Below are 19,236 nucleotides of genomic sequence, written 5' to 3' on the forward strand. Positions count from 1 at the left end.
CAAGTAAAGCATTATTATATAAATATAAACATTTATTTTTTATTTCCCCGATAGTAAAATTTTGCCGATTTCCTAAGTCGGGAATAATATCGTAAACACTTTCTTGCTTCTTTTATGTCTTCCGCTTGACTTTCCTCGCTTGGGAGCCGTCACGGATTGCCGCAAATTTAGTAATCTTATTTGATTCATAACCTTTTTCTCCTATATTTTTGCGATGTTCTCTTATTCTATATTCTGATAGCGCAAAAGAACTGGGGAGATGAGACAAAAACTGTCCGAGGCAGAAACAATTTTGATTGTATTCTCTTTCAGAAGTTTGTTTTTTGCAGGATTCATAGGTAAGGCATCCGTCTTGCCAAGGAAAGTCAATGGAATACGAAGGGTTTCTTGATGGATTTTCAAGCCTTGGATAAGCGGTTATAAGCCGGTAGTGGGGCGATTGTACATTATTCGATCTATATCCCGACCCTATCCCCGCAAAACCTTTTTCTTTTGCAGGTCTTGCAAGGGGTACCCATCCACATGCCATCAAATTGCTCCACGGCTTCGGACACCAAGTCTGCCTCCGAAGTCAAGATACCGGCCTCGAAGTTTCGATGATCCTTTCCTTTCATACCGAAAGCGGCCCCTGTCAAATTAGCGGAGCCGATATAGGCCAGCTCCAAATCAAATATCAAGATCTTAAAATGTACCCGAGGACATAAAACCCGCTCCATCCTGCTCTATAACAACGGATACTTATCGAAATCATCCCGAAAGTTCTTTCCCAGTTCTTTCGCATGGATCAAGCGGATCTCTATACCCTCTTTCACTTTCCGCTCCAAAAGCTTCAGCAAAGGTACCGCCTCTTTTCCCTCTTTGATATAAAGATCCTTCAGATCTGCCGTCCCGATCCAAAGCGTACGTCTTACTTGTCGAATCGCCTCTACAAGAAGGTCGTAGTGTTGTTCGTTTTTTATGTATTTGAGCATAGGTGACATTTCAAAATTGATTTCTTCCGCAAATTTAGCTATTCAGTAGCGACATAATAAAGTCTTTTTGCAATCTTCGATCTCTTTCGATTCCCAGATAACATCATAATCCATAGGGTTACCGCACTCATCCAAATGTGAAGCTGAATAAAAAGATTAGAGAAGACAAAAACTGTCCGAGAACGGATAAAAAGATAAGCCAATGAATGAAGAGACAGACGATTCCGCTTCGCAAATTTATCCATTATAAAAATTCTGCAATTCAAAATTTTCACTACCTTTGCTTCCAAATAAAGCAAGATGAGAATAGTATCACATAAGAAATTGAAGGAGTTTTATGAGATGAGCGGAAACGAGGATTCTCGTGTGGCTCTTGAACGTTGGTACGATGTGGTAGATAAAGCTTCTTGGAGAAACTTTTCGGAGATAAAGGTTGATTTCCCCGCTACTGATTATGTAGGCAACCAGCATTATGTGTTCAATATAAAAGGTAATAATTATCGTCTTGTTGTCGTTGTAAAATTTACAATAGGGTATGTATTCATACGCTGGGTTGGCACCCATAGGGAATACGATAAGATAGATTGTTCAACCATTTAAATATAACAATTATGGATTCAATAAGCAAGGAACAATATGAATTCGCTCAAGCAAGGATAGAGGAATTGTTGCCGTTGGTAAATGATAACACGCCGGCGAACGACAGAAATGCGGTTGAACTTACGATGATGTCTGATATAGTGATCGCTTACGAAAAAAAGCACTATCCCATAGGTAAGCCGACGGTCGCTGAACTGATAGGGTTGTCCATCGAGGAAAAGGGGATTACCCAGAAACAATTGGCTAGTGAGTTAGGGGTTAGCCCGTCACGGGTGAATGACTATATCTCCGGTCGTTCAGAGCCTACACTGAAAATAGCCCGCCTGCTTTGTCGGGTTTTGAATATATCCCCGGCCGCGATGTTGGGATATTAAAAACCTTTTAGGGATAGACACACATATACCCGATTTTCAGAGAAGATATACTTCAAGTGCCAATACATATATACTTCTCTGGCACTTGAAGTATATCTTCTCTGAAAAGCAAGTGAATCGTTTCTCCTAGGAACCTATATACGGTTCGGATTCAATCCCCGGCGGGTATCTCCTCCATCCGTACCAGCTCGTGCCCGCGGAACTGCATCACGATACGGTGTAGCTCCGTGCCTTGTATCAATTGCTGGACACGGGGAGCGGCGGCATACCGATGAATCTGCTCGACCGCTTCTTGCCATTGTTGGCCGGCCTTCGCTTCGCTATCTTTGGAGGATAGGTATTTCATTTCGACAATGTAGCTATGAGCCACCTCATAGTGGCGCAAGTCCGGCATCAGGAACAGGTCGCAAAAGCCGTGGTTCAGCTCCAATTCCGGAGCCAGCAAGTAGTAAGAGTTGATGCTTAGGTAGGCGGTAAAGAAACCTTGGAGGTTGCGCTCGCCCTCGATGGCACTGCGGACGGAGGAGTTCTCCTTATACGATTGGGCGATAAACGACAAGGCCTCTTGCCATTGCCCGTCGAAAGCCATGGCATCATAAAAATCCCTTAGGTACTCCAGGTTGATATGACGATCCGTCTGATACTCGTCCAACGCGAACTCGTAATACTGCTTGCGCACGTTATTGTTAGGAATACCCAACACGAGACGATCTCCACGGGTGGCCGTAATCGTCAACATACCATAGTAGAACAACAAGCTGGTGAAGATCTCCGGCTTGGTGATCTCTGCCGCGGGGAAGGTGGTAAACAAGGAGGTGACGATCTGCCCCTCGTCGGTAATCTTTCGCAGAACGCCTTTCCGGTTACCGTCCAGCTTGTCCAAGCGGATGAACTTCTTCATCTTGTTGTAGTCCGTGCGGGTGTTCGGGTCGATCATCTGTTTCGGAGCCTTGCCGGAACTTATGTAATGCCGCAGGTAATAAAGCACCATGTCGCAGTTGAACATCTTTGGGTCACGTTCCAAACTCTCTTCGGCGAAACAATAATTATCGTACCAAGGCTTCATATCCTCGATCATCGCCTCTATGTCCGTATCTGCCGGCAACTCCCCGGCTGTCTTATAATACGCGAGCATCTCGCGCACGTCCTCCTCGCTGAAGCCCAACATCATATTGAACTGATGGTCGGTGCTGATATTCCAGCCGATGTTGAAACCGCTGGTCAAGTCGTCCAAAGTCACCGGGCTGACACCCATCATGAAGATACGGTCGAACATACCCTTATACAGCTTGAAATGATCCCGGTAAAAACCGCTGGCATGGGTCAAGGCATGATAAACCTCGTTGCCTTGCTCATTCAAGACTACATTCGTGAAGTTATCATACTCGTCGATAATAAGGTAAAGCAAATAGCCATTCTGTTTCGCCTCCACATCTATCTTCGACAACTTATCGGCGGACGAGTCGCTTTTGAAAAACGCCTCTCTCAAATCCGCGGAATAGAAATCCGCATAGGTACGCATGAAACCGTCCAGCACCGTGCAGCAATACCGGTTGAAATTATCCTCCAACGTCCCGCTCCCGGCGCTCGCCCTCGAGAAGTCGAAGAACAGCACCTGATACTTCCCCCGCGTCGGCGTAGGATGGCTGCCGATCCAAAGACCGCCGAAGCGTTTCTCGAACTTATCCTTTTGCGACAGGTCGTAATACGCACGCAGCATACTCAAGAATATGCTCTTCCCGAAACGGCGCGGACGGATGAAAAACAGGCTGTCCGGTTGATCCTCCAACAAGGGCAGGTACATCGTCTTATCTACATAATACTGGTTCCGCTCCACCACGTCCACGAAGTTGGAAACTCCATACGGTATTCTTTTTGCCTTTTCCATCGCGTTGCCCTTTTATAGAATGATTATACAGATTACAAATATACGTTTATTCAACGGATTTCGCCTTATCATTGTTTTGGGAAAATGATTTTGTGGGAACATTTAAGTTCTCATCCCCTTTGTCTGTATATCTGATGCCAACAGTTTATTCTCAAATGTCGGCTCTTCCGATAAAGTCCGTGGCAGGCACACAGTCCGAAGTATCTTAGGTGCATCGGCCAACGAACCTAAGATACTTCACCCATGAACCTAAGATGCTACGACGGATCGCCAATATGAGTGATCGGCCTTTCGCAAACTGTCCAAGAATAGAGATCGACGTAAAAGTTGTTTTCTTACAGGAGAAAGACAAAGAAAAACGCAATTACTCCTTATTGATATTGGGGAAATGCGTATATTCGCACAAATCATGTTGGTAAAATGTGATAAATGGACGAAATACCATATCGACTTATGAATAAAAACGAGCGTTGCCTCTGGATCGTGGGGACTTTCATCGATTACGGGGATATGTCATTGAGGGAGCTTAACGCACGCTTCCTGGATTATACGTTGAATTATGAGGGGGAGGAGATACAGCCGCGGACATTCGACCGCGACCGGAGATACATCGCTTCTACCTTTCAGATTGATATAGACTTTGATCCTCGCCTCAAGAAATATCATTTGGTGAATCCAGAGGAGATACAAGACAACCCGATCTTCAAATACCTGCTGGGAAGCATCCATGTGAACAATCTTTCCACATTGGCGTTAAGGCATAAAGACAAGATCATGTTGCAAGAGATACCGACCGGTGTCGAGCTGCTACAGGTCGTGCTAAACGCTATCGACTTAGGGCGAACGGTTTGCTTCGATTATACTTCCTACTACGCGAAAGGAAAGATATTCACCTACGAGGTAATCCCTTGCTTCGTCCGAATGTTCGAGCACAGATGGTATTTGGTTTGCGAATACTTGGATCATAGCCAGACACGGGTATTGGCCTTGGAACGGATGCGGCGATTGAGCATCGGTGAAAAACAGGCGACCTCTTCTCCTCATATAACCCTGCGGCAATTCTACCAGGATTGCTTCGGCATCATCCGGGATGATAAGCGACCGGAAGAGATCCTGCTGAAGGTCTATCAGAACCAAGTGGACTACGTGCGCTCCGTCCCCATCCACCCCTCGCAGGAAGAGGTGGAAACTGGTGCGGATTACGCTGTCTTCCGGTATTACCTGCGCCCCTCTTACGATTTCATACAACATCTGCTATGGCATCGGGAGCATATGGAGGTGCTGCGTCCTGTCGCTCTCAGGGAAGAGGTACGTACCCTTCTCCTAAAGATGCTGGAACACTACGGCATGAATGACTCATCCTCCTGAACGGGAGGTCTTGCCATCCCACGTGGCAGGGTTTTGCCATGCTCATGGCAATCTTTTGACATGTATATGGCAAGACTTTGACACGTAGATGGCAATCTTTTGACATGTATATGGCAAGACTTTGACACGTAGATGGCAAAACTTTGACACCGGCATGGCAAGGCCTTGTCAATACAACTAATTGTATATCTTACCCTTAGAATTGAAAATAAATAAATGGCTGTACCCCTGCGCTCTTAAACTGAACAACAACGAAAATCGCTATCGCCAATATAGCGGCCTGTATCAATAACGGGGAACGGGTCACGACTCCTCGCAAGGCATCCTCAGAGCGTTTAGGCATAAAATGCAGCACATAACCGATCACCATCAACGCAAACACCCCTTTATATCCTGAGACGAATTGCGTGAACACCTCCGGATGAAAATTCGTGAAGATCTGGCGAAGCATCTCTCCCACTGCTTTCATCGAAGTAGCCCGGAACAAGATCCATCCGAAACAAACCACATGAAAAGTAATCAAAACACCCAATACCCGTCGCCAAGGCTTCATCTCGCATCCTAAAGATTTAAAGCTACTGAAACGCGCCATAACGAACTTATGCACGGCCAAAGCCATGCCGTGCAAGGCTCCCCATAAGATGAAACTAATGGAAGCCCCATGCCATAGCCCGCCTAGCAACATCGTTATTAGCAGATTCATATAGGTACGAATCTTTCCCTTCCGGTTTCCGCCCAAGGATATATACAGATAATCTTTCAGCCAAGAGGAAAGGGAGATATGCCAACGACGCCAGAACTCCGTAATCGTAGCCGATTGATAAGGAGAGTCGAAGTTAATATTGAAGCGGAATCCCAACCACAAGGCGATACCGATCGCCATATCCGAATAACCCGAGAAGTCACAATAAATCTGTAGCGCATACCCATAGACACCCAATAAATTCTCCACACCCGTATAAAGCAACGGAGCGTCAAAAATTCGATCCACGAAATTCATACTGATATAATCCGAGATAACCGTTTTCTTGAAAAGACCACATAAGATAAGGAATAATCCCTCACCAAACTCAGATCGCGTCACCGTAGGATTCTTATACATCTGGGGGATAAAATCCCGGGCACGAACGATCGGCCCGGCAACCAATTGAGGAAAGAACGATACATAGAAAACATAATCGATCCAACGGCCGAGAGGTTGGATTCGTCCCCGATAAACATCTATCACATAGCTTATACTCTGGAAGGTAAAGAAAGAGATTCCTACCGGAAGGAAGATGTTCATCTTAAGCCATTCTCCCCCGGCGGCCATAACAAACAACTCGCCTAAGAAGTTGAAATACTTGAAATACCCCAACATTCCTAGGTTTATGCAGAGACTAAGCGTAACGAATAGCTTACGTCTTGCTACCGATGTCGTACGCGAGATACATCGCGCTATCAGGAAATCGGAAGTAGCCGTAAATACCAGCAGCCCGAACCAAAGCCCGCTGCTTTTATAATAAAAATAAAGGGAAAACAACGTCACGTAAATAATACGGGCCAACGTATGTTTCCTTAGCGACATATAAATCATCAGGAAACCAATGAACAGGAAGAAAAATAACCCGCTGCTAAACAAGATCGGGGCATTATGATGATACGTCAGGATATCTCCCAGTTTCTCCCACGTGAATTGATGATTATTACTAAGCCAATCTCTAAGTATATTATATTCCATACAAGATTCTTATCGGTTATTATATGATTCCATGAACGCCCTGAACAAAAGCGTTCCTTGTTCTTGATACCCTTCTTTCGTAAAATGAACCCGATCCCGTCCCATCAAACGGGAACTATGCCATTTACGGCACGAGTTTTTCCCTCCCGTCACAGTGAATAAATCCCAGCAAGCGGTCTCTTCTTTCTTCGCTACGTTCCGGATAACACGGGCAGCCCGCTCGGTATTATCATTGCGCACATACGTTCGTTGCTTGTTGACTCGCACCCTTTTGTAACATTCCGGAGGAGTCGTCAGTAAGATCGCCGTATTCGGTAGCTCTTTCTTGACGATCGCCAAGAAAGCCTCGATCTGGCCGGAAAACTCATCGGTGTTAAAACGTCTGCCAAACGTCTCGTTGGTTCCCATAGAGATGATTAATAAGGACGGTTTTAATAAAGCCAACTGACGTACATAAGCCTCGTCCGTATAACTCGCGTACATGGCCCCATTTACTCCGATGGAATGATATAAGATACCGCTGCCTCCATTCTTCAATGTCAAGCCATAATACAAATTCGTAAAGAATGAGGCCGGCCGCAATGTATTCGTGCCCTCTTTCCGTCTCGTACTCTGTAATTGTAAAGTATCGGTCAAGCAGGAGATCCGGAAAGTATCGGCCAATACACCGGGGACACATACAGTATCCGCACGGAATGTTCGGACCGAGTCTTTCAAAGCCCCGGCGGGAAGCATGAGCATCGACTTCTCCCCCCTATATAAGATCGCCTCGTTAAACTCGTATCCGGCACCATTCTTCGGGGCTATCACGACATCCAGATTAATCGAGGGGGAAACAGACTTAACCCCGATCCCACCGATCCCTATCGGGGTTTTCCGGACATGCTGAATACAACGTCCGGCGATCCAATCCTTAGCGACGGATTTGATAAAGTAATCATCCGGCTCATTGCTCTTGCTCAACTTAAAAGGAGCGATCCAGCCTCGTCCTGCATTCCCGAACGCCTGTTGGAAAAGGCGCATGACACGACCGCTTAAATGTCCGGCTTGGATATGCGAGTCCCCCAATTGAACGATCGTGATAACCGTATCTTTCCCCGCACGCAACGAATCCAGCTCATTGAAGAAATCGTTCCACGCCTTACTTGAATCGGGTAAGATCAACGTATCTTTTCCCGCTTTCATCGAATAAGATAAAGGTGGCAACGCTACAGTATCCCGAACCGCCAAACTATCAAGAGATACATCCCCGTTTATTCCGGCTTTAGGTTTCGGAACAGAGAAGCCCATGATCACTCCTAAAACAACCAGACTAATTAACCACTTTCTCCGCTTCATCATAAAAATCTTTTTCTGATAATAACGCTTTCAGCAAGGCATCGGCAATCTCCCGTCCACCCCTGAAACTTAAATGCGTATAATCCTTACTAGCCCAATTTAATTCTACGAAACGGACCATACTGTTCTCTCCTCCCATAGCACCGAATACATTCCAGAAAGGAACCCCTGCCTTTTTAGCGGCTTGCCTTTGCGCATGCAGCAAGGCTAACACGGCCGGCATCGTCTCGAATTCCCCATCGTCTTGACGGCTTCTGTCCGACACCCCCAACATCAATATATCGGCTTCCGGAAAACAAAGTCGTATATGGTTAATGACCTTTATCATCCGGCTACTATACCATCCATAATTCATCACGTTGTCGCTCACGACATTCAATCCATACTGCAAAACGATCAAATCATACGGACGGATCTTATTCAACGCTTGGCAACGGGAAACATCCAATCGCTCCAATATCATACCTGAGTTTCCCCGGAGAGAGAAGTTATCTACCACGATACCTGAATGATCCTCCATAGCGACCCCTAATGCCCGGAACTCCGGTGTATTCTCAAAAGTGAAATCCGCTTCGGTGAACGTCCCTTCCAACTCGTATTGGGTTACGATTGATGTGGCGGGAAGCATTTCTTGCAGGGTATCAGCGGAAGCGTTGCAAACCAAGCGCATCTCCGTATTCTTATTTTGCTCATAAATCAGTTTCAAGGAAGAGAACGTATGAAGCTCCGGATAACGCTTAGTCGTCTTCACATGGATAGAGGCGTTTGCCTCGTTTGCCTCGAACATCATCCCGGATAAGGTATATCCATGCTCACGATCTGTCAACATAGACCAAGTAGTCCATCCGGAAGAACGTTGCTCCACGGTTGGACGGAACTGTGCCGCTACGGAGGTAACAGGCACAAAACCAACTCCCCGCCCCCCAAATTCCTTCTGCATCCCGGAACGGAAATCGGCCACCATAATATCTCCTTCGATAAAAGAATCTCCAAGGAAGGCCACACGTACCGGACGATTCAATTCCCGCCTGTTTTTTAAGGCGGCGAAGAATCGTTTCAAACCGATATGTCCAAGAGAATAGTCCTCAATATGAGCCCCTAGCGAATCCGCCCCTTGGACAGCATAGACCGCTTTGTATAATGAATCACGAAGAACCAAAGCCACAGAATCTATTCCTGCGGAACGCTGGATAGAATCCCTTAATACCACCGAATCTACTTGAAGGGTATCCGCTTGTTCCAATTCTTGTTTCAAAGAATCCAAGGAAAGCTTTTCCTCTTTCACCTTGAAATCCGATAAAAGATCTACTCTTTTGATCTTATACCCGAATAACGTATCCGGAAGGCTATATAAACCAAAGCTCATCAACAACGTCAGCGACAGTAACGCTAACACTCTACCCAAATTATTATCTTTGTTCATCTAACTTTTGCTTACAAGGAGACAAAGATAGGCAAGTTTGCCTACCCGGAAATAATCTTCGGACAAAAAATAACCTTAAATTATCCGTTCAGGGTGGATCATCCCTTAAACGTAAGTTGAGACAAAAAGAGATGCAATAATGAAGGCTCCAGCAGCATTGGGAAAATCAATCCATAAATAGCTCCATAGAAATGGGCATTATGATTTATGTTATCTCCTGTTTGTTTCGCCATATACTGGCAATAGGCCAGATATAGCAAGCCGAACACGATACCGGGGACAGGCAGCACAGCGAAAAACAAGATCTTCCCCCAAGGATCAAGGAATATAGAGGTAAATAGAACCGCAGATACCGCTCCGGACGCACCGATAGAGACATAATACGGATCTTTTCGCCGTTTTATCAAGTCGTAAAGCGAAGCCACGATCATTCCCCCGAAATAAAGGGCCAGATAAGCCCCACTACCGAATCCCATATATCGAAACGTTCGCTCGATATAGAGCCCAAATGACCAGAACGTGAACATATTCACTAGCAAATGTGTCATATCCGCATGGATAAACCCATGTGTCACGATACGATAATATTCATGATTCCGGATCGTACGATATGGGGTAAACGCTAATTTCATAAATAACTCCCTATTACTAAAACAGATAAAAGAGAGAACCACTGTTGTTCCAATAATCAAATAAGTAATCATATATTCTATATATTTTTCTGATGAGCCACAAAGCAAAGCATAAATTCCGGTTTATACAAATATCGGGATATATAATAAAAAAGTGGATATAGGCTTTTCACATATCCACTTCTTATTTGTTACTTAAATAAGACACTACTTCTTGCTATCGATTACCAATAACGGAGTATCGGTGTGGAATAACATTTTTCTCGCGATCGAAGGATTGAACATTCGGGCTAGGATATTACGGCGATATGTGCTTAAGGCTATAATATCAATTTGTTTATCACGAACAAATTTCTCGATGGCTAACAGCAAGTCACCATCGGCCAGCACCGTATGGGAAATATGGGCATGTGGATATTGTTTCTTGAAATATTCACGGACGCCCGTCAAACGAATCTCATTCCATTCATCTTTGCTGGTAGAGATATTGAATAGATGAATATTAAAATCAAAACCTTTGATGATCTCCATAAACTCGTCGAAAGCGACCAAATCTCTCTGGTTAAACGATGTAGCGAAAGCGATATTCTTAGCGTCTCTCAAATCCGTGAAAGGAACGTTCTCCGGTATCGCCAATACAGGAACCCGGTTCACCTCGATAACCTCCCCGGTCACGCTACCGATCAGATCTATATCTTTTTGGCTCTTGCCTCTCGTTCCCATCACGATCAATGTCGGGTGATATTCCTTGCTATAGGCGATGATCTCCTCTTCCGGCAAGCCTTCACGTAATACATAATCGTATTTTACCTTTGGTAATTCGCCACAGGACATCTTCCGGTTGATATGCGTGCAAATATTCTCCATATCGATACGGACACGCTGTAAAATGTGTTGTACAGATTCCTCCTCGTTTATTTGGTAAGCCAATGTATCTCCCATCGGAATAGCGGATGGGAAATAGGGGCTGAAATAGGCATGCATAATCATCACCTCCGCACCTACCTCATGCGCGTAATTAATTCCCAACTCACAAGCCTTGGCGGAATAATCCGAGAAATCAATCGGGATCAGCACTTTCTTGGCCGCATTAACCTTCGCTTCTTCCTCTTTCGGCTCCTCAAACCACTTATTGTCTTCAATAATGCGTAAAGCATGCGGTAAATCACTCTCCTTAATACGCACACGTACTCCTGCCGAAACAACGGGCTGGATCTGGTTTACATTATGTATATAGACCTCTATGCCTTCTGTTTCGAGGATTGTCTTGAGAATCTGGGCTTTCTCGAACGTGTGGATAGCCAATGTCACTAATTTATCTTCCATACTCAATACATTTTTATAGATGAAACAATCAGGATTTATGAATTGTTGAATAAAAAAAATCCCAAAGCGTTCTTTCATTTAGCTATGGGATTTTTTATACGAATGAATTTCTCTTACGCTTCCTGTGCTTCGGCATCCTGACTCTCGGCCAATATCTGCAAAGCACGCTCGAAAATAGTCGTGTCATCTAAGACAACCAACCCTCCGTCCGGACCGGGCTCGATATGGAAACCACAACTCCGTCCATCTTGAAAATTATGTCCACCGAAATAGTTACGGACTGTCTCTACCTTTAATCCCAGCTCATCGGCGATGCGTTGTGTACTTCCGTCTGGTAACGAATCTTTAATTCTTCTCAGTTCGTTAAATGTAATTGTCTTTGTCATGGCTTTCTTATTTTGAAGGTTAATACTTTTGTTTAATATTATGGCACTAACTTAGTCATTTAATAGCATTGAAACAAATTATTATTGAGAAAATGAACTGAAAACAAATATGCTTTACGACATACTTAACGAAAACCTCTTATATTAAGCACGATACCAATTGCTCATTAAAAAGGGCTATTAAAAGGATGGTCAACCAAATCGCATAGGTGATCCAGCGTTTCCGGGTATCCGAGTAAATGGCCTCCGGACATACCCAAGAATCCGCCGGAATCAATTTAGACCTTATATAGAGGTATAACAGATATACAAGATACCCGAATAACAGACCGGATAAAGCTCCCGGAATAATATCCGTGATAAAATGCACTCCTAAATAAATACGAGTATAGGAGGTCAAGATCGCCCAAAAGAAAATAGTCCATCCGAATAGTTTATTCCTGAAGATCAGCGTCATCAAGGTTGCGAAGCCGAAAGCGTTCGCCGCATGGCTGGAGATAAATCCATACATACCGCCCCGATAGCCGAACACCACCTTTACCTGATCCATAAAGTCCGGGTGATGAGTCGGACGGAAACGAGTGAAGATGGGTTTACAAACATGCGAAGCGAACTGGTCGCATAGCGTGATCGTCAAGACAATGGCCAATAAGATCAACAACCACTCCTTCCAGTTCTTCTTATAGCACAATACCACCAATATAAAAAAGGCTAACGGTAGCCAAACCGCCTTGCCTGAATAGATCCACATAAAGCGATCTAAAAAAGCGGAGTCGCTACCGTTAAGCATAAAGAACGCGTCACGTTCCCAAACTAATAATTGTTCTAGCATGTATCAGATTTTTTCTATGTCTTTACTAGGCATCCATCCTACATTCCCATCCTCAAGCTCGATCTCGCTCCATTCGCCGAGCGTACTCTTCACGGTCACGTTCGTTCCCTCGTGCAATACGAAAAGATCCGTACCGCTAGCGTCGGGAGAGCTCTTCACCGTAACGGTCGGGGCGAATACGATAGCGTGTTTACGGTTTATCATCTCATCCTTCTGGTCGCTGGCGAATATATTGGCAAAAACAACCATGATAATAAATAGGATACCCAAATAGAAACCGATCTTCTTCAAGCGTACCCAACGGGAGAAGAAGAACAAGATCAAGCAACCGATAAACAACAGGAAGCACACGATACCTGTCTTCGCCCAAGAGTCTGCGGAACCGAGGTTCTCCACGCTCTTAAACCATTTTACCAAGAAAAAATCACCAACCGGCTCAATCTTATCGATCGTCTTCTGACGGGCCATCTGTAAATTGAAGCGAGCATCGCTATCACCCGGATCCAGCAGAAGGCAACGTTCGTAGTTCAATATAGCCGGAGCGATCTTACCCGCCTTATAATAGGCATTTCCCAAATTATAATAAACGGCGGCAGACTCGCCATTGCTCTTCAAGATTCCCTCATATAGCTCGATCGCCTTCGCGTAATCTTCTTTCGTGTAAGCGACCTCGGCCTCCTTCAAGGCGGTATCTTGCGCATAAGCAGATCCTATCAGACATAGAGTCAATAAGAAAAACAATACCTTTCTTAAATTTATAGTCATCTTCATCTTCTTACTTTTTAATTGTATTCTCCATTTTACCAATAGCGTCTACCGTCAGCTCATACAGCTTATCCATAGCATCCGACGCTTGGGAAGGAGCGTAACGAGCGAACTCACAAGTATTCAAGATATCCATGAACTCATTCGTCAAGGATTCGTCTACACCGTATTTAGCCAATTCTGTCTCTACGTTATCCTTGGTCAGATCGGATTGCGGGATACTCAGCTTATCGCTCAAATAGCCCCACAACGCACGCAGCACCTCGTCGTAGAATTCTTCCTTCTTATTCTCTTTCATCAGCTTGCCAGCGTTCTTCAGACGTCTAACCGCCATCTTGTTCGCCTTCTTGGTACGAACCAAGGCGATGTCGGCGTTTTCCTTCACCTGCTTACGATAAATAAAGAAGAATACGATAAACAAGATAGCCGGTACGATATAGCAAAGATAATACATAAAGGAACCGAAGAAAATACCATCACCTCCCTCGATAAAGGAGAAACCTTTCGTCTTCAAATAACGGATATCCTTGCCTAAGTATTTCACGCTCTCCTTATTGCTGAAGTTCGATACGACCGGGGAAGAACCGCTACCCCCCTTGCCTTGCTCCACATGTAGCTTATAAGGATCGGACTTGATCGTCTTATAGGAACCGGACTTGATATCGAAATAGGAGAAAGCGATCGCCGGGATCTCGAAATCACCCGCATAACGGGGTATCGCCATATATTCGATCGTCTTGCTTCCACTGACACCGGCGGTCGTGGTCCTGATGTCCATCTCTACTTTCGGATCGTAGACATCGAAATCGTTCGGGAAAACCACTTCCGGGTTCTTCACCAACTTCACGTTTCCGTTACCCGTGATTTTCACCTTTACGGTTACGGCCTCGTCTGTCTTGACGTTGTTCGAGTTAATATCAGCCGTCATGGAGAACGTACCTACGGCACCGGAGAAAGAAGCGGGCTTACCGGAGGGCAAAGGCTTCACGTCGATAGTAACCGGGGAAGTGGTCAGCACCTTGCTCACATCCCGATACGAGTCGAAAAAGCTATCGAAGATGCTACCACCACCCGCTTGTCGCATACGGACACGCACCACGGCATCATACTTCCCACCTTCGATCGTAATCTTACCGGAGCGTTGGGGATACAGGATCACCTGACGCATTACGGCCGACTGGTAGTTACGCCCGTTGTAGTTTTCCAAGGTCAGTTGTTTCTCCTGCGGCAACTCAACCTCTTGTACCAAGAAACCCTCGAACTCCGGATATTTCAATCCCGTAATCGAGAAATTTTCCAAGGAATAGACCTTGAAAGTCACCAAGAAACCTTCTTGCTCGAACACGCTTCGTTTGGATATGTCCATCTTCACGAACAGCCGATCGTTAGAGATCGCCCCGCTCGCCGTCGTTGTCTCCGCCTCTTGCTTACCCGCCTTATCAGCCGGAAGCACCTTGATGGCCAAGCCATTCGATGTATAATTAGAACCGTTCACCTTGATCGTTGCCGGAGCGATATTAAACGTACCTTCCTTCTTCGGCATCAAGACATACGTATACGTAACGGTTGTCTCGCTGGTACTCTTCCCGTTCACCCAGCTACTGCTATAAGAAGTGGATTGGGAAGGCCCCATTAATACGTCAAAGTCAGGCATCTCCTGTACTCTCAAATCCTTGCCTTCGGCATTGACGGTGAAAGTCAAGCGAAACTGCTCTCCCATTACCACCGCTTGGGGCGCCGAGGCCTTGAAGGTCACATCCGCGGCCTTTGTCGCCACCCTTGCCGTTAACATCAGGATGAATAAGAAAATTAATTTCCTCATTGTGTATCTCATTTTTTCGTTAATTATCCAGTTTACCACTCCTTCTCGGTTTTCCGGCGTTGTTGCTGCTGCATCTGTGCCTTCTTCACCTTCTCTTGAGTGTCTTTCTCGTCTTGCAGGAAGGCGTCCAACATCTGCTGGGCATTGTCCTTGCTCATTTGCTCGCCCTGTTGCTGTTGCTCTTGGGTCTTATCCTGTTTCTGGTCGTCTTGCGGCTGTTGTTGTTGCTGTTGCTGCTGATCGTCCTTCTGATCCTTGTTCTCCTGCTTGTCGTCGTTCTGTTGATCTTGGCTCTGATCCTGATTCTGCTGATCCGACAGCAGTTTCTGGGCCAAGGCCAGATTATAACGGGTCTCGTCATCTTTCGGGTTCAAGCGAAGCGATTGCTTATACACCTCCACGGCCTTGCCGTAATCCTTGTTCTGCATGAAGATATTCCCCATATTATGATACACCTCCGACAAGCGTGCCTTCCCTTCCGGCGTAGCCACCATCTTCTCCCCTTGCCCGGCGATCAATTGATATTGCTCGGCGGCCTCGGGGAACTTGCCTTGCTTGTATAGGGAATTCCCCAGATTATAGGTTCCTTCCGTAGAGCGGGGATTCACCTCCAAGCTCTTGCGATAAGCGATCTCGGACTCGGTGTATTTCTCGCTCTCATAAAGCTTATTCCCCTCACGCACGTTCTTCCGTTCCGCTTTCTGGGCAGAGACCGCCCCGGCACTGAGCGCCAAGACCGATACCCATATCATAGATTTATATATACGTCTCATCACTTCGTCGAATTAAGAGAATAATTTTACTTTCCTAAATATACGGTTCTTACGATCCAAGGTCATGAAATCGGCGATCAAGAGAAACAAGGCGATCCAAGCGAAAATCTGGAACTGCTCGTCATACTCGGAATAGACCTTGCTATCCAGCTCCGTCTTATTCATTTTCTCGATTTCCTTCTGAAGGGCTTTCAAGGCAGAGTTCGTATTGTCCGCACGCACATACATACCGTTTCCGGCGGCGGCGATCTCTTGCCCCATCTGCTCGTTCAGCTTCGTGATCACCACGTTTCCGTCCTTATCCTTCATATAGTTATTACTTCCTTGGATGGGGATCGGAGAGCCTTTCGGATCACCCATTCCCACGATGTTCACGTGGATGCCCTTCTCGGCGGCGGCTTTGGCGGCACCGATAGCGTCGTCCTCATGGTTCTCGCCGTCGGTGATCAAGATGATCGCCTTATCGGTCGCCTCGTCCGGGGTAAAGGAACGGGCGGCCAAGTTGATGGCGGCACCGATCGCCGTACCTTGCGTAGAGACCATCGACGGGTTGATAGAGGACAAGAACATCTTGGCGGAGATATAATCCGAGGTGATCGGCAACTGCGTGAAAGCGTCGCCGGCGAACACGATCAGACCTACCTTATCATTCGTAAAGCCGTCCGTCAATCGGGATAGCATCTGTTTGGCCTTATCCAAACGGTTGGGCGACACGTCCTCGGCCAACATGGAGTTGGATACGTCCAGACACACCATGATCTCTACTCCCTGACGCTTCACCGTCTCCAGTTTCGAGCCGAATTGAGGCCCCGCTATAATAAAGATAACCATGGTAATGGCTCCGAACAACAGCCAAAACTTCAGATGCTGGCGCTTGGTCGATACCTCGGGCATCAACTCAGCCAACAACGTAGGGTTACCGTATTTCTTTATCGCTTTCTTCTTCACGATCATGGCGTACACGTAGAACGCCACCAACGCCGGTAGGAGAAAAAGCAAATATAAAAAGTCCGGATGCGCAAATCGAAACATAAGCCTTTTATCTTTATGGTATATTTCTCAACAATGTATTTCTCAATAAGATCTCCACCAGCAACAAGGCGAACACCAGCAAGGCCCAGTTCTTATACTCCTCCTGCTTCTTGCTGTACTCCTGTACGCTGATCTTGGTCTTCTCCATCTGGTCGATCTCGGAATAGATCTCCTTCAGGCTGGCGTTGTCCGTAGCACGGAAATATTGCCCGCCCGTGGTAGAGGCGATCTGCTTCAACGTAGCCTCGTCGATCTCTACCGGTATATTTTGGTACTGCACGCCGAAAGCGGTCTGGAACGGATACGGCGCCATGCCTTTCGTCCCGACTCCGATCGTATAGACACGCACGCCGAACGTCTTGGCGATCTCGGCAGCGGTAACCGGAGCGATCTCGCCGGCGTTGTTCGAACCATCGGTCAGAAGGATGATCACCTTCGACTTAGCGTGGCTGTCCTTGATACGGCTCACGGCATTCGCCAAGCCCAACCCGATAGCCGTTCCGTCTTGGATCATACCGCTCTGGATGTCCTTGAAGAGATTCAACAAGACCGTATGATCCGTTGTCAACGGGCATTGCGTAAAGCTCTCGGCAGAAAAGACCACGAGGCCGATGTTATCGTTCGGACGGCCGTTGATGAACGACGCAGCCACATCCTTCGCCGCCTCCAAGCGGTTCGGTTTCAAGTCTTGCGCCAGCATACTACCCGAGATATCCATCGCCAACATGATATCAATACCTTCCGTGGAAGAATTGGACCAACTATTCGTGGATTGCGGACGGGCCAAGATCACGATCAGCAGCGCTACCGCTACCATACGCAACACGAAAGGCACGTGACGCAAGTACACGATCCATGATGCCGCTCCCGGCGCCTCGAACGCCTCCGACGAGGAGACCTGCAAGCTGGCCTGACTCTTGCTCAGCTTGTAGACGTACCATCCGATCATCGGAATGAGCAACAACAATAAATATAAATAACCAGGATTCGCAAATACCATCTCTCTTAGTCCTTTAAATTAGTTGTATCGTTCGTAGATTCGGGTTCTTGCTTCTCCTCCACCTTCGTCTGGTTCACGAACAAATACGCGTTCATCATACTCAAATCATTCTCGTCCGGCAGCGGGTTCATCTTGGCGAATTTCACGAAGTCTGCCAATTGCAGAATCTGCCTCAAGTTATCGTACACGCTCTGCGCCTCGGAGTTCTTGCGAACCAGGTCTAAGATCTCCCCGGAAGTCATCTCCATGGCACTGATACCGAAACGTTCCTCGATATACTTACGCAGCGTATCCGTGATTAAGGTGTAATACTCCTTACCCCGTCCCTGCTGCCAGAGTTTCTGTTGCTTGATCTCGTCCAGTTCCTTGATAGCCTGCTCGTGAGGCGGGAGCTTCGGCTCCTCTTTCTTGAATGGTATCAACGACTTCTTCGCACGCATCCGTTTCACGATATAGGCGATCACGCAAATCAAGAACAGGGCCAGCAAGATCCCGTAAATGATCGGATAATAATCGGCCCATACGAAAGGCGGTTTCCATACGGTCTTGATGTCGTTGAACTCCTCCGGCTTATCCGCGTTCACGGGAATCGTGGAGACCTTCAAGGCGACTTGGTTGGAATATACGGTATCCACCCCGTCTATCACCTTCAACGGAGGCAACAGATAGAGCGACGAGTCAAACGAGGTAATCAATACATCCTGCTTGATAACGAGCCGGTCGTTCTCGATCTCCGTGGAGTCCGCCTTGGAGAGATTCAGTACCTCCACACCCGTCATCAAGGTATCGTTCGGGATCACGATCTGCACGGGGCGATCCTTATCCGCCGTTACCGTAAGGTGCAAGGTAGTCTGCTCTCCGATCAATATGGCGGCCGAGTCGATAGCGACATCGATCAACGGCCTTTGCGCATATGCCCTTCCCCCCGCGAGGGAAGCGGCGGCGACCAGAAACAGGATACTTTTCTTTATCAATTTCATCTGCTT

Annotated in this window: 19 protein-coding genes; 3 read left to right on the forward strand and 16 right to left on the reverse strand. The window is 46.5% G+C overall.

Annotated elements, in window-relative coordinates:
- Window positions 1-455: 455 nt before the first annotated feature.
- Both E5342_RS19605 and E5342_RS19610 read right to left on the reverse strand, forming a co-directional pair.
- Entirely contained in the window at window positions 456-716 is a 261-nt protein-coding gene (locus E5342_RS19605; protein ID WP_282593904.1) for a phospholipase D-like domain-containing protein, read from the reverse strand.
- A gap of 6 nt (window positions 717-722) precedes the next feature.
- Complete coding sequence (locus tag E5342_RS19610; RefSeq protein ID WP_246867065.1) at window positions 723-971, reverse strand: hypothetical protein; 249 nt, start codon at window positions 969-971, stop codon at window positions 723-725.
- Between the two features lie 300 nt (window positions 972-1,271).
- On the opposite strand from E5342_RS19610, the gene E5342_RS05355 reads away from it, so the two are divergent.
- Complete coding sequence (locus E5342_RS05355; protein ID WP_008772256.1) at window positions 1,272-1,571, forward strand: type II toxin-antitoxin system HigB family toxin; 300 nt, start codon at window positions 1,272-1,274, stop codon at window positions 1,569-1,571.
- A gap of 11 nt (window positions 1,572-1,582) precedes the next feature.
- Window positions 1,583-1,945, forward strand: a complete 363-nt coding sequence (locus E5342_RS05360; protein ID WP_034531284.1) for a helix-turn-helix domain-containing protein — start codon at window positions 1,583-1,585, stop codon at window positions 1,943-1,945.
- A 151-nt stretch (window positions 1,946-2,096) separates the two neighbouring features.
- Here the strand turns inward: E5342_RS05360 and E5342_RS05365 are convergent, their stop codons facing one another.
- Window positions 2,097-3,833 carry an ATP-binding protein gene (locus tag E5342_RS05365; RefSeq protein WP_121734550.1) on the reverse strand — a complete coding sequence of 579 codons (1,737 nt, stop codon included), beginning with the start codon at window positions 3,831-3,833 and terminating at the stop codon, window positions 2,097-2,099.
- 453 nt (window positions 3,834-4,286) lie between these two features.
- On the opposite strand from E5342_RS05365, the gene E5342_RS05370 reads away from it, so the two are divergent.
- Entirely contained in the window at window positions 4,287-5,201 is a 915-nt protein-coding gene (locus tag E5342_RS05370) for a helix-turn-helix transcriptional regulator (protein ID WP_168354456.1), read from the forward strand.
- Window positions 5,202-5,397: 196 nt separating this feature from the next.
- On the opposite strand, the gene E5342_RS05375 is transcribed toward E5342_RS05370, so the two are convergent.
- The 13 genes from E5342_RS05375 to E5342_RS05435 form a co-directional block, all read right to left on the reverse strand.
- Complete coding sequence (locus E5342_RS05375; protein WP_135958983.1) at window positions 5,398-6,921, reverse strand: MBOAT family O-acyltransferase; 1,524 nt, start codon at window positions 6,919-6,921, stop codon at window positions 5,398-5,400.
- Window positions 6,922-6,930: 9 nt separating this feature from the next.
- The gene (locus tag E5342_RS05380) at window positions 6,931-8,262 is read right to left on the reverse strand and encodes a GDSL-type esterase/lipase family protein (protein ID WP_121734553.1); all 1,332 of its coding nucleotides are present in this window, start codon (window positions 8,260-8,262) and stop codon (window positions 6,931-6,933) included.
- The gene (locus E5342_RS05385; protein WP_121734554.1) at window positions 8,234-9,682 is read right to left on the reverse strand and encodes a hypothetical protein; all 1,449 of its coding nucleotides are present in this window, start codon (window positions 9,680-9,682) and stop codon (window positions 8,234-8,236) included. Before E5342_RS05385 ends, E5342_RS05380 begins: the two co-directional genes overlap by 29 nt.
- A 98-nt stretch (window positions 9,683-9,780) precedes the next feature.
- On the reverse strand, window positions 9,781-10,386 hold the full coding sequence (locus tag E5342_RS05390) for a rhomboid family intramembrane serine protease (protein WP_135958984.1): 606 nt from the start codon (window positions 10,384-10,386) through the stop codon (window positions 9,781-9,783).
- A gap of 135 nt (window positions 10,387-10,521) precedes the next feature.
- Window positions 10,522-11,640 (reverse strand): universal stress protein, encoded by a 1,119-nt coding sequence (locus tag E5342_RS05395; protein WP_135958985.1) that lies wholly within the window; start codon window positions 11,638-11,640, stop codon window positions 10,522-10,524.
- Between the two features lie 113 nt (window positions 11,641-11,753).
- Window positions 11,754-12,026, reverse strand: coding sequence for a DNA-binding protein (locus tag E5342_RS05400; protein WP_121734555.1), 273 nt, complete (start codon window positions 12,024-12,026; stop codon window positions 11,754-11,756).
- Window positions 12,027-12,165: 139 nt separating this feature from the next.
- On the reverse strand, window positions 12,166-12,858 hold the full coding sequence (locus E5342_RS05405) for a phosphatase PAP2 family protein (RefSeq protein WP_135958986.1): 693 nt from the start codon (window positions 12,856-12,858) through the stop codon (window positions 12,166-12,168).
- 3 nt (window positions 12,859-12,861) lie between these two features.
- Window positions 12,862-13,629 (reverse strand): tetratricopeptide repeat protein, encoded by a 768-nt coding sequence (locus E5342_RS05410; protein WP_005862639.1) that lies wholly within the window; start codon window positions 13,627-13,629, stop codon window positions 12,862-12,864.
- Between the two features lie 4 nt (window positions 13,630-13,633).
- On the reverse strand, window positions 13,634-15,445 hold the full coding sequence (locus tag E5342_RS05415; protein ID WP_121734557.1) for a BatD family protein: 1,812 nt from the start codon (window positions 15,443-15,445) through the stop codon (window positions 13,634-13,636).
- A gap of 32 nt (window positions 15,446-15,477) precedes the next feature.
- On the reverse strand, window positions 15,478-16,218 hold the full coding sequence (locus E5342_RS05420; protein ID WP_121734558.1) for a tetratricopeptide repeat protein: 741 nt from the start codon (window positions 16,216-16,218) through the stop codon (window positions 15,478-15,480).
- Between the two features lie 12 nt (window positions 16,219-16,230).
- Entirely contained in the window at window positions 16,231-17,250 is a 1,020-nt protein-coding gene (locus E5342_RS05425; RefSeq protein ID WP_121734559.1) for a VWA domain-containing protein, read from the reverse strand.
- 13 nt (window positions 17,251-17,263) lie between these two features.
- Window positions 17,264-18,250, reverse strand: a complete 987-nt coding sequence (locus E5342_RS05430) for a vWA domain-containing protein (RefSeq protein WP_121734560.1) — start codon at window positions 18,248-18,250, stop codon at window positions 17,264-17,266.
- Between the two features lie 5 nt (window positions 18,251-18,255).
- The gene (locus tag E5342_RS05435) at window positions 18,256-19,230 is read right to left on the reverse strand and encodes a hypothetical protein (RefSeq protein WP_135958987.1); all 975 of its coding nucleotides are present in this window, start codon (window positions 19,228-19,230) and stop codon (window positions 18,256-18,258) included.
- Window positions 19,231-19,236 lie beyond the last annotated feature (6 nt).

It is taken from the genome of Parabacteroides distasonis, assembly GCF_004793765.1.
Taxonomy (GTDB): Bacteria; Bacteroidota; Bacteroidia; order Bacteroidales; family Tannerellaceae; genus Parabacteroides; species Parabacteroides distasonis_A.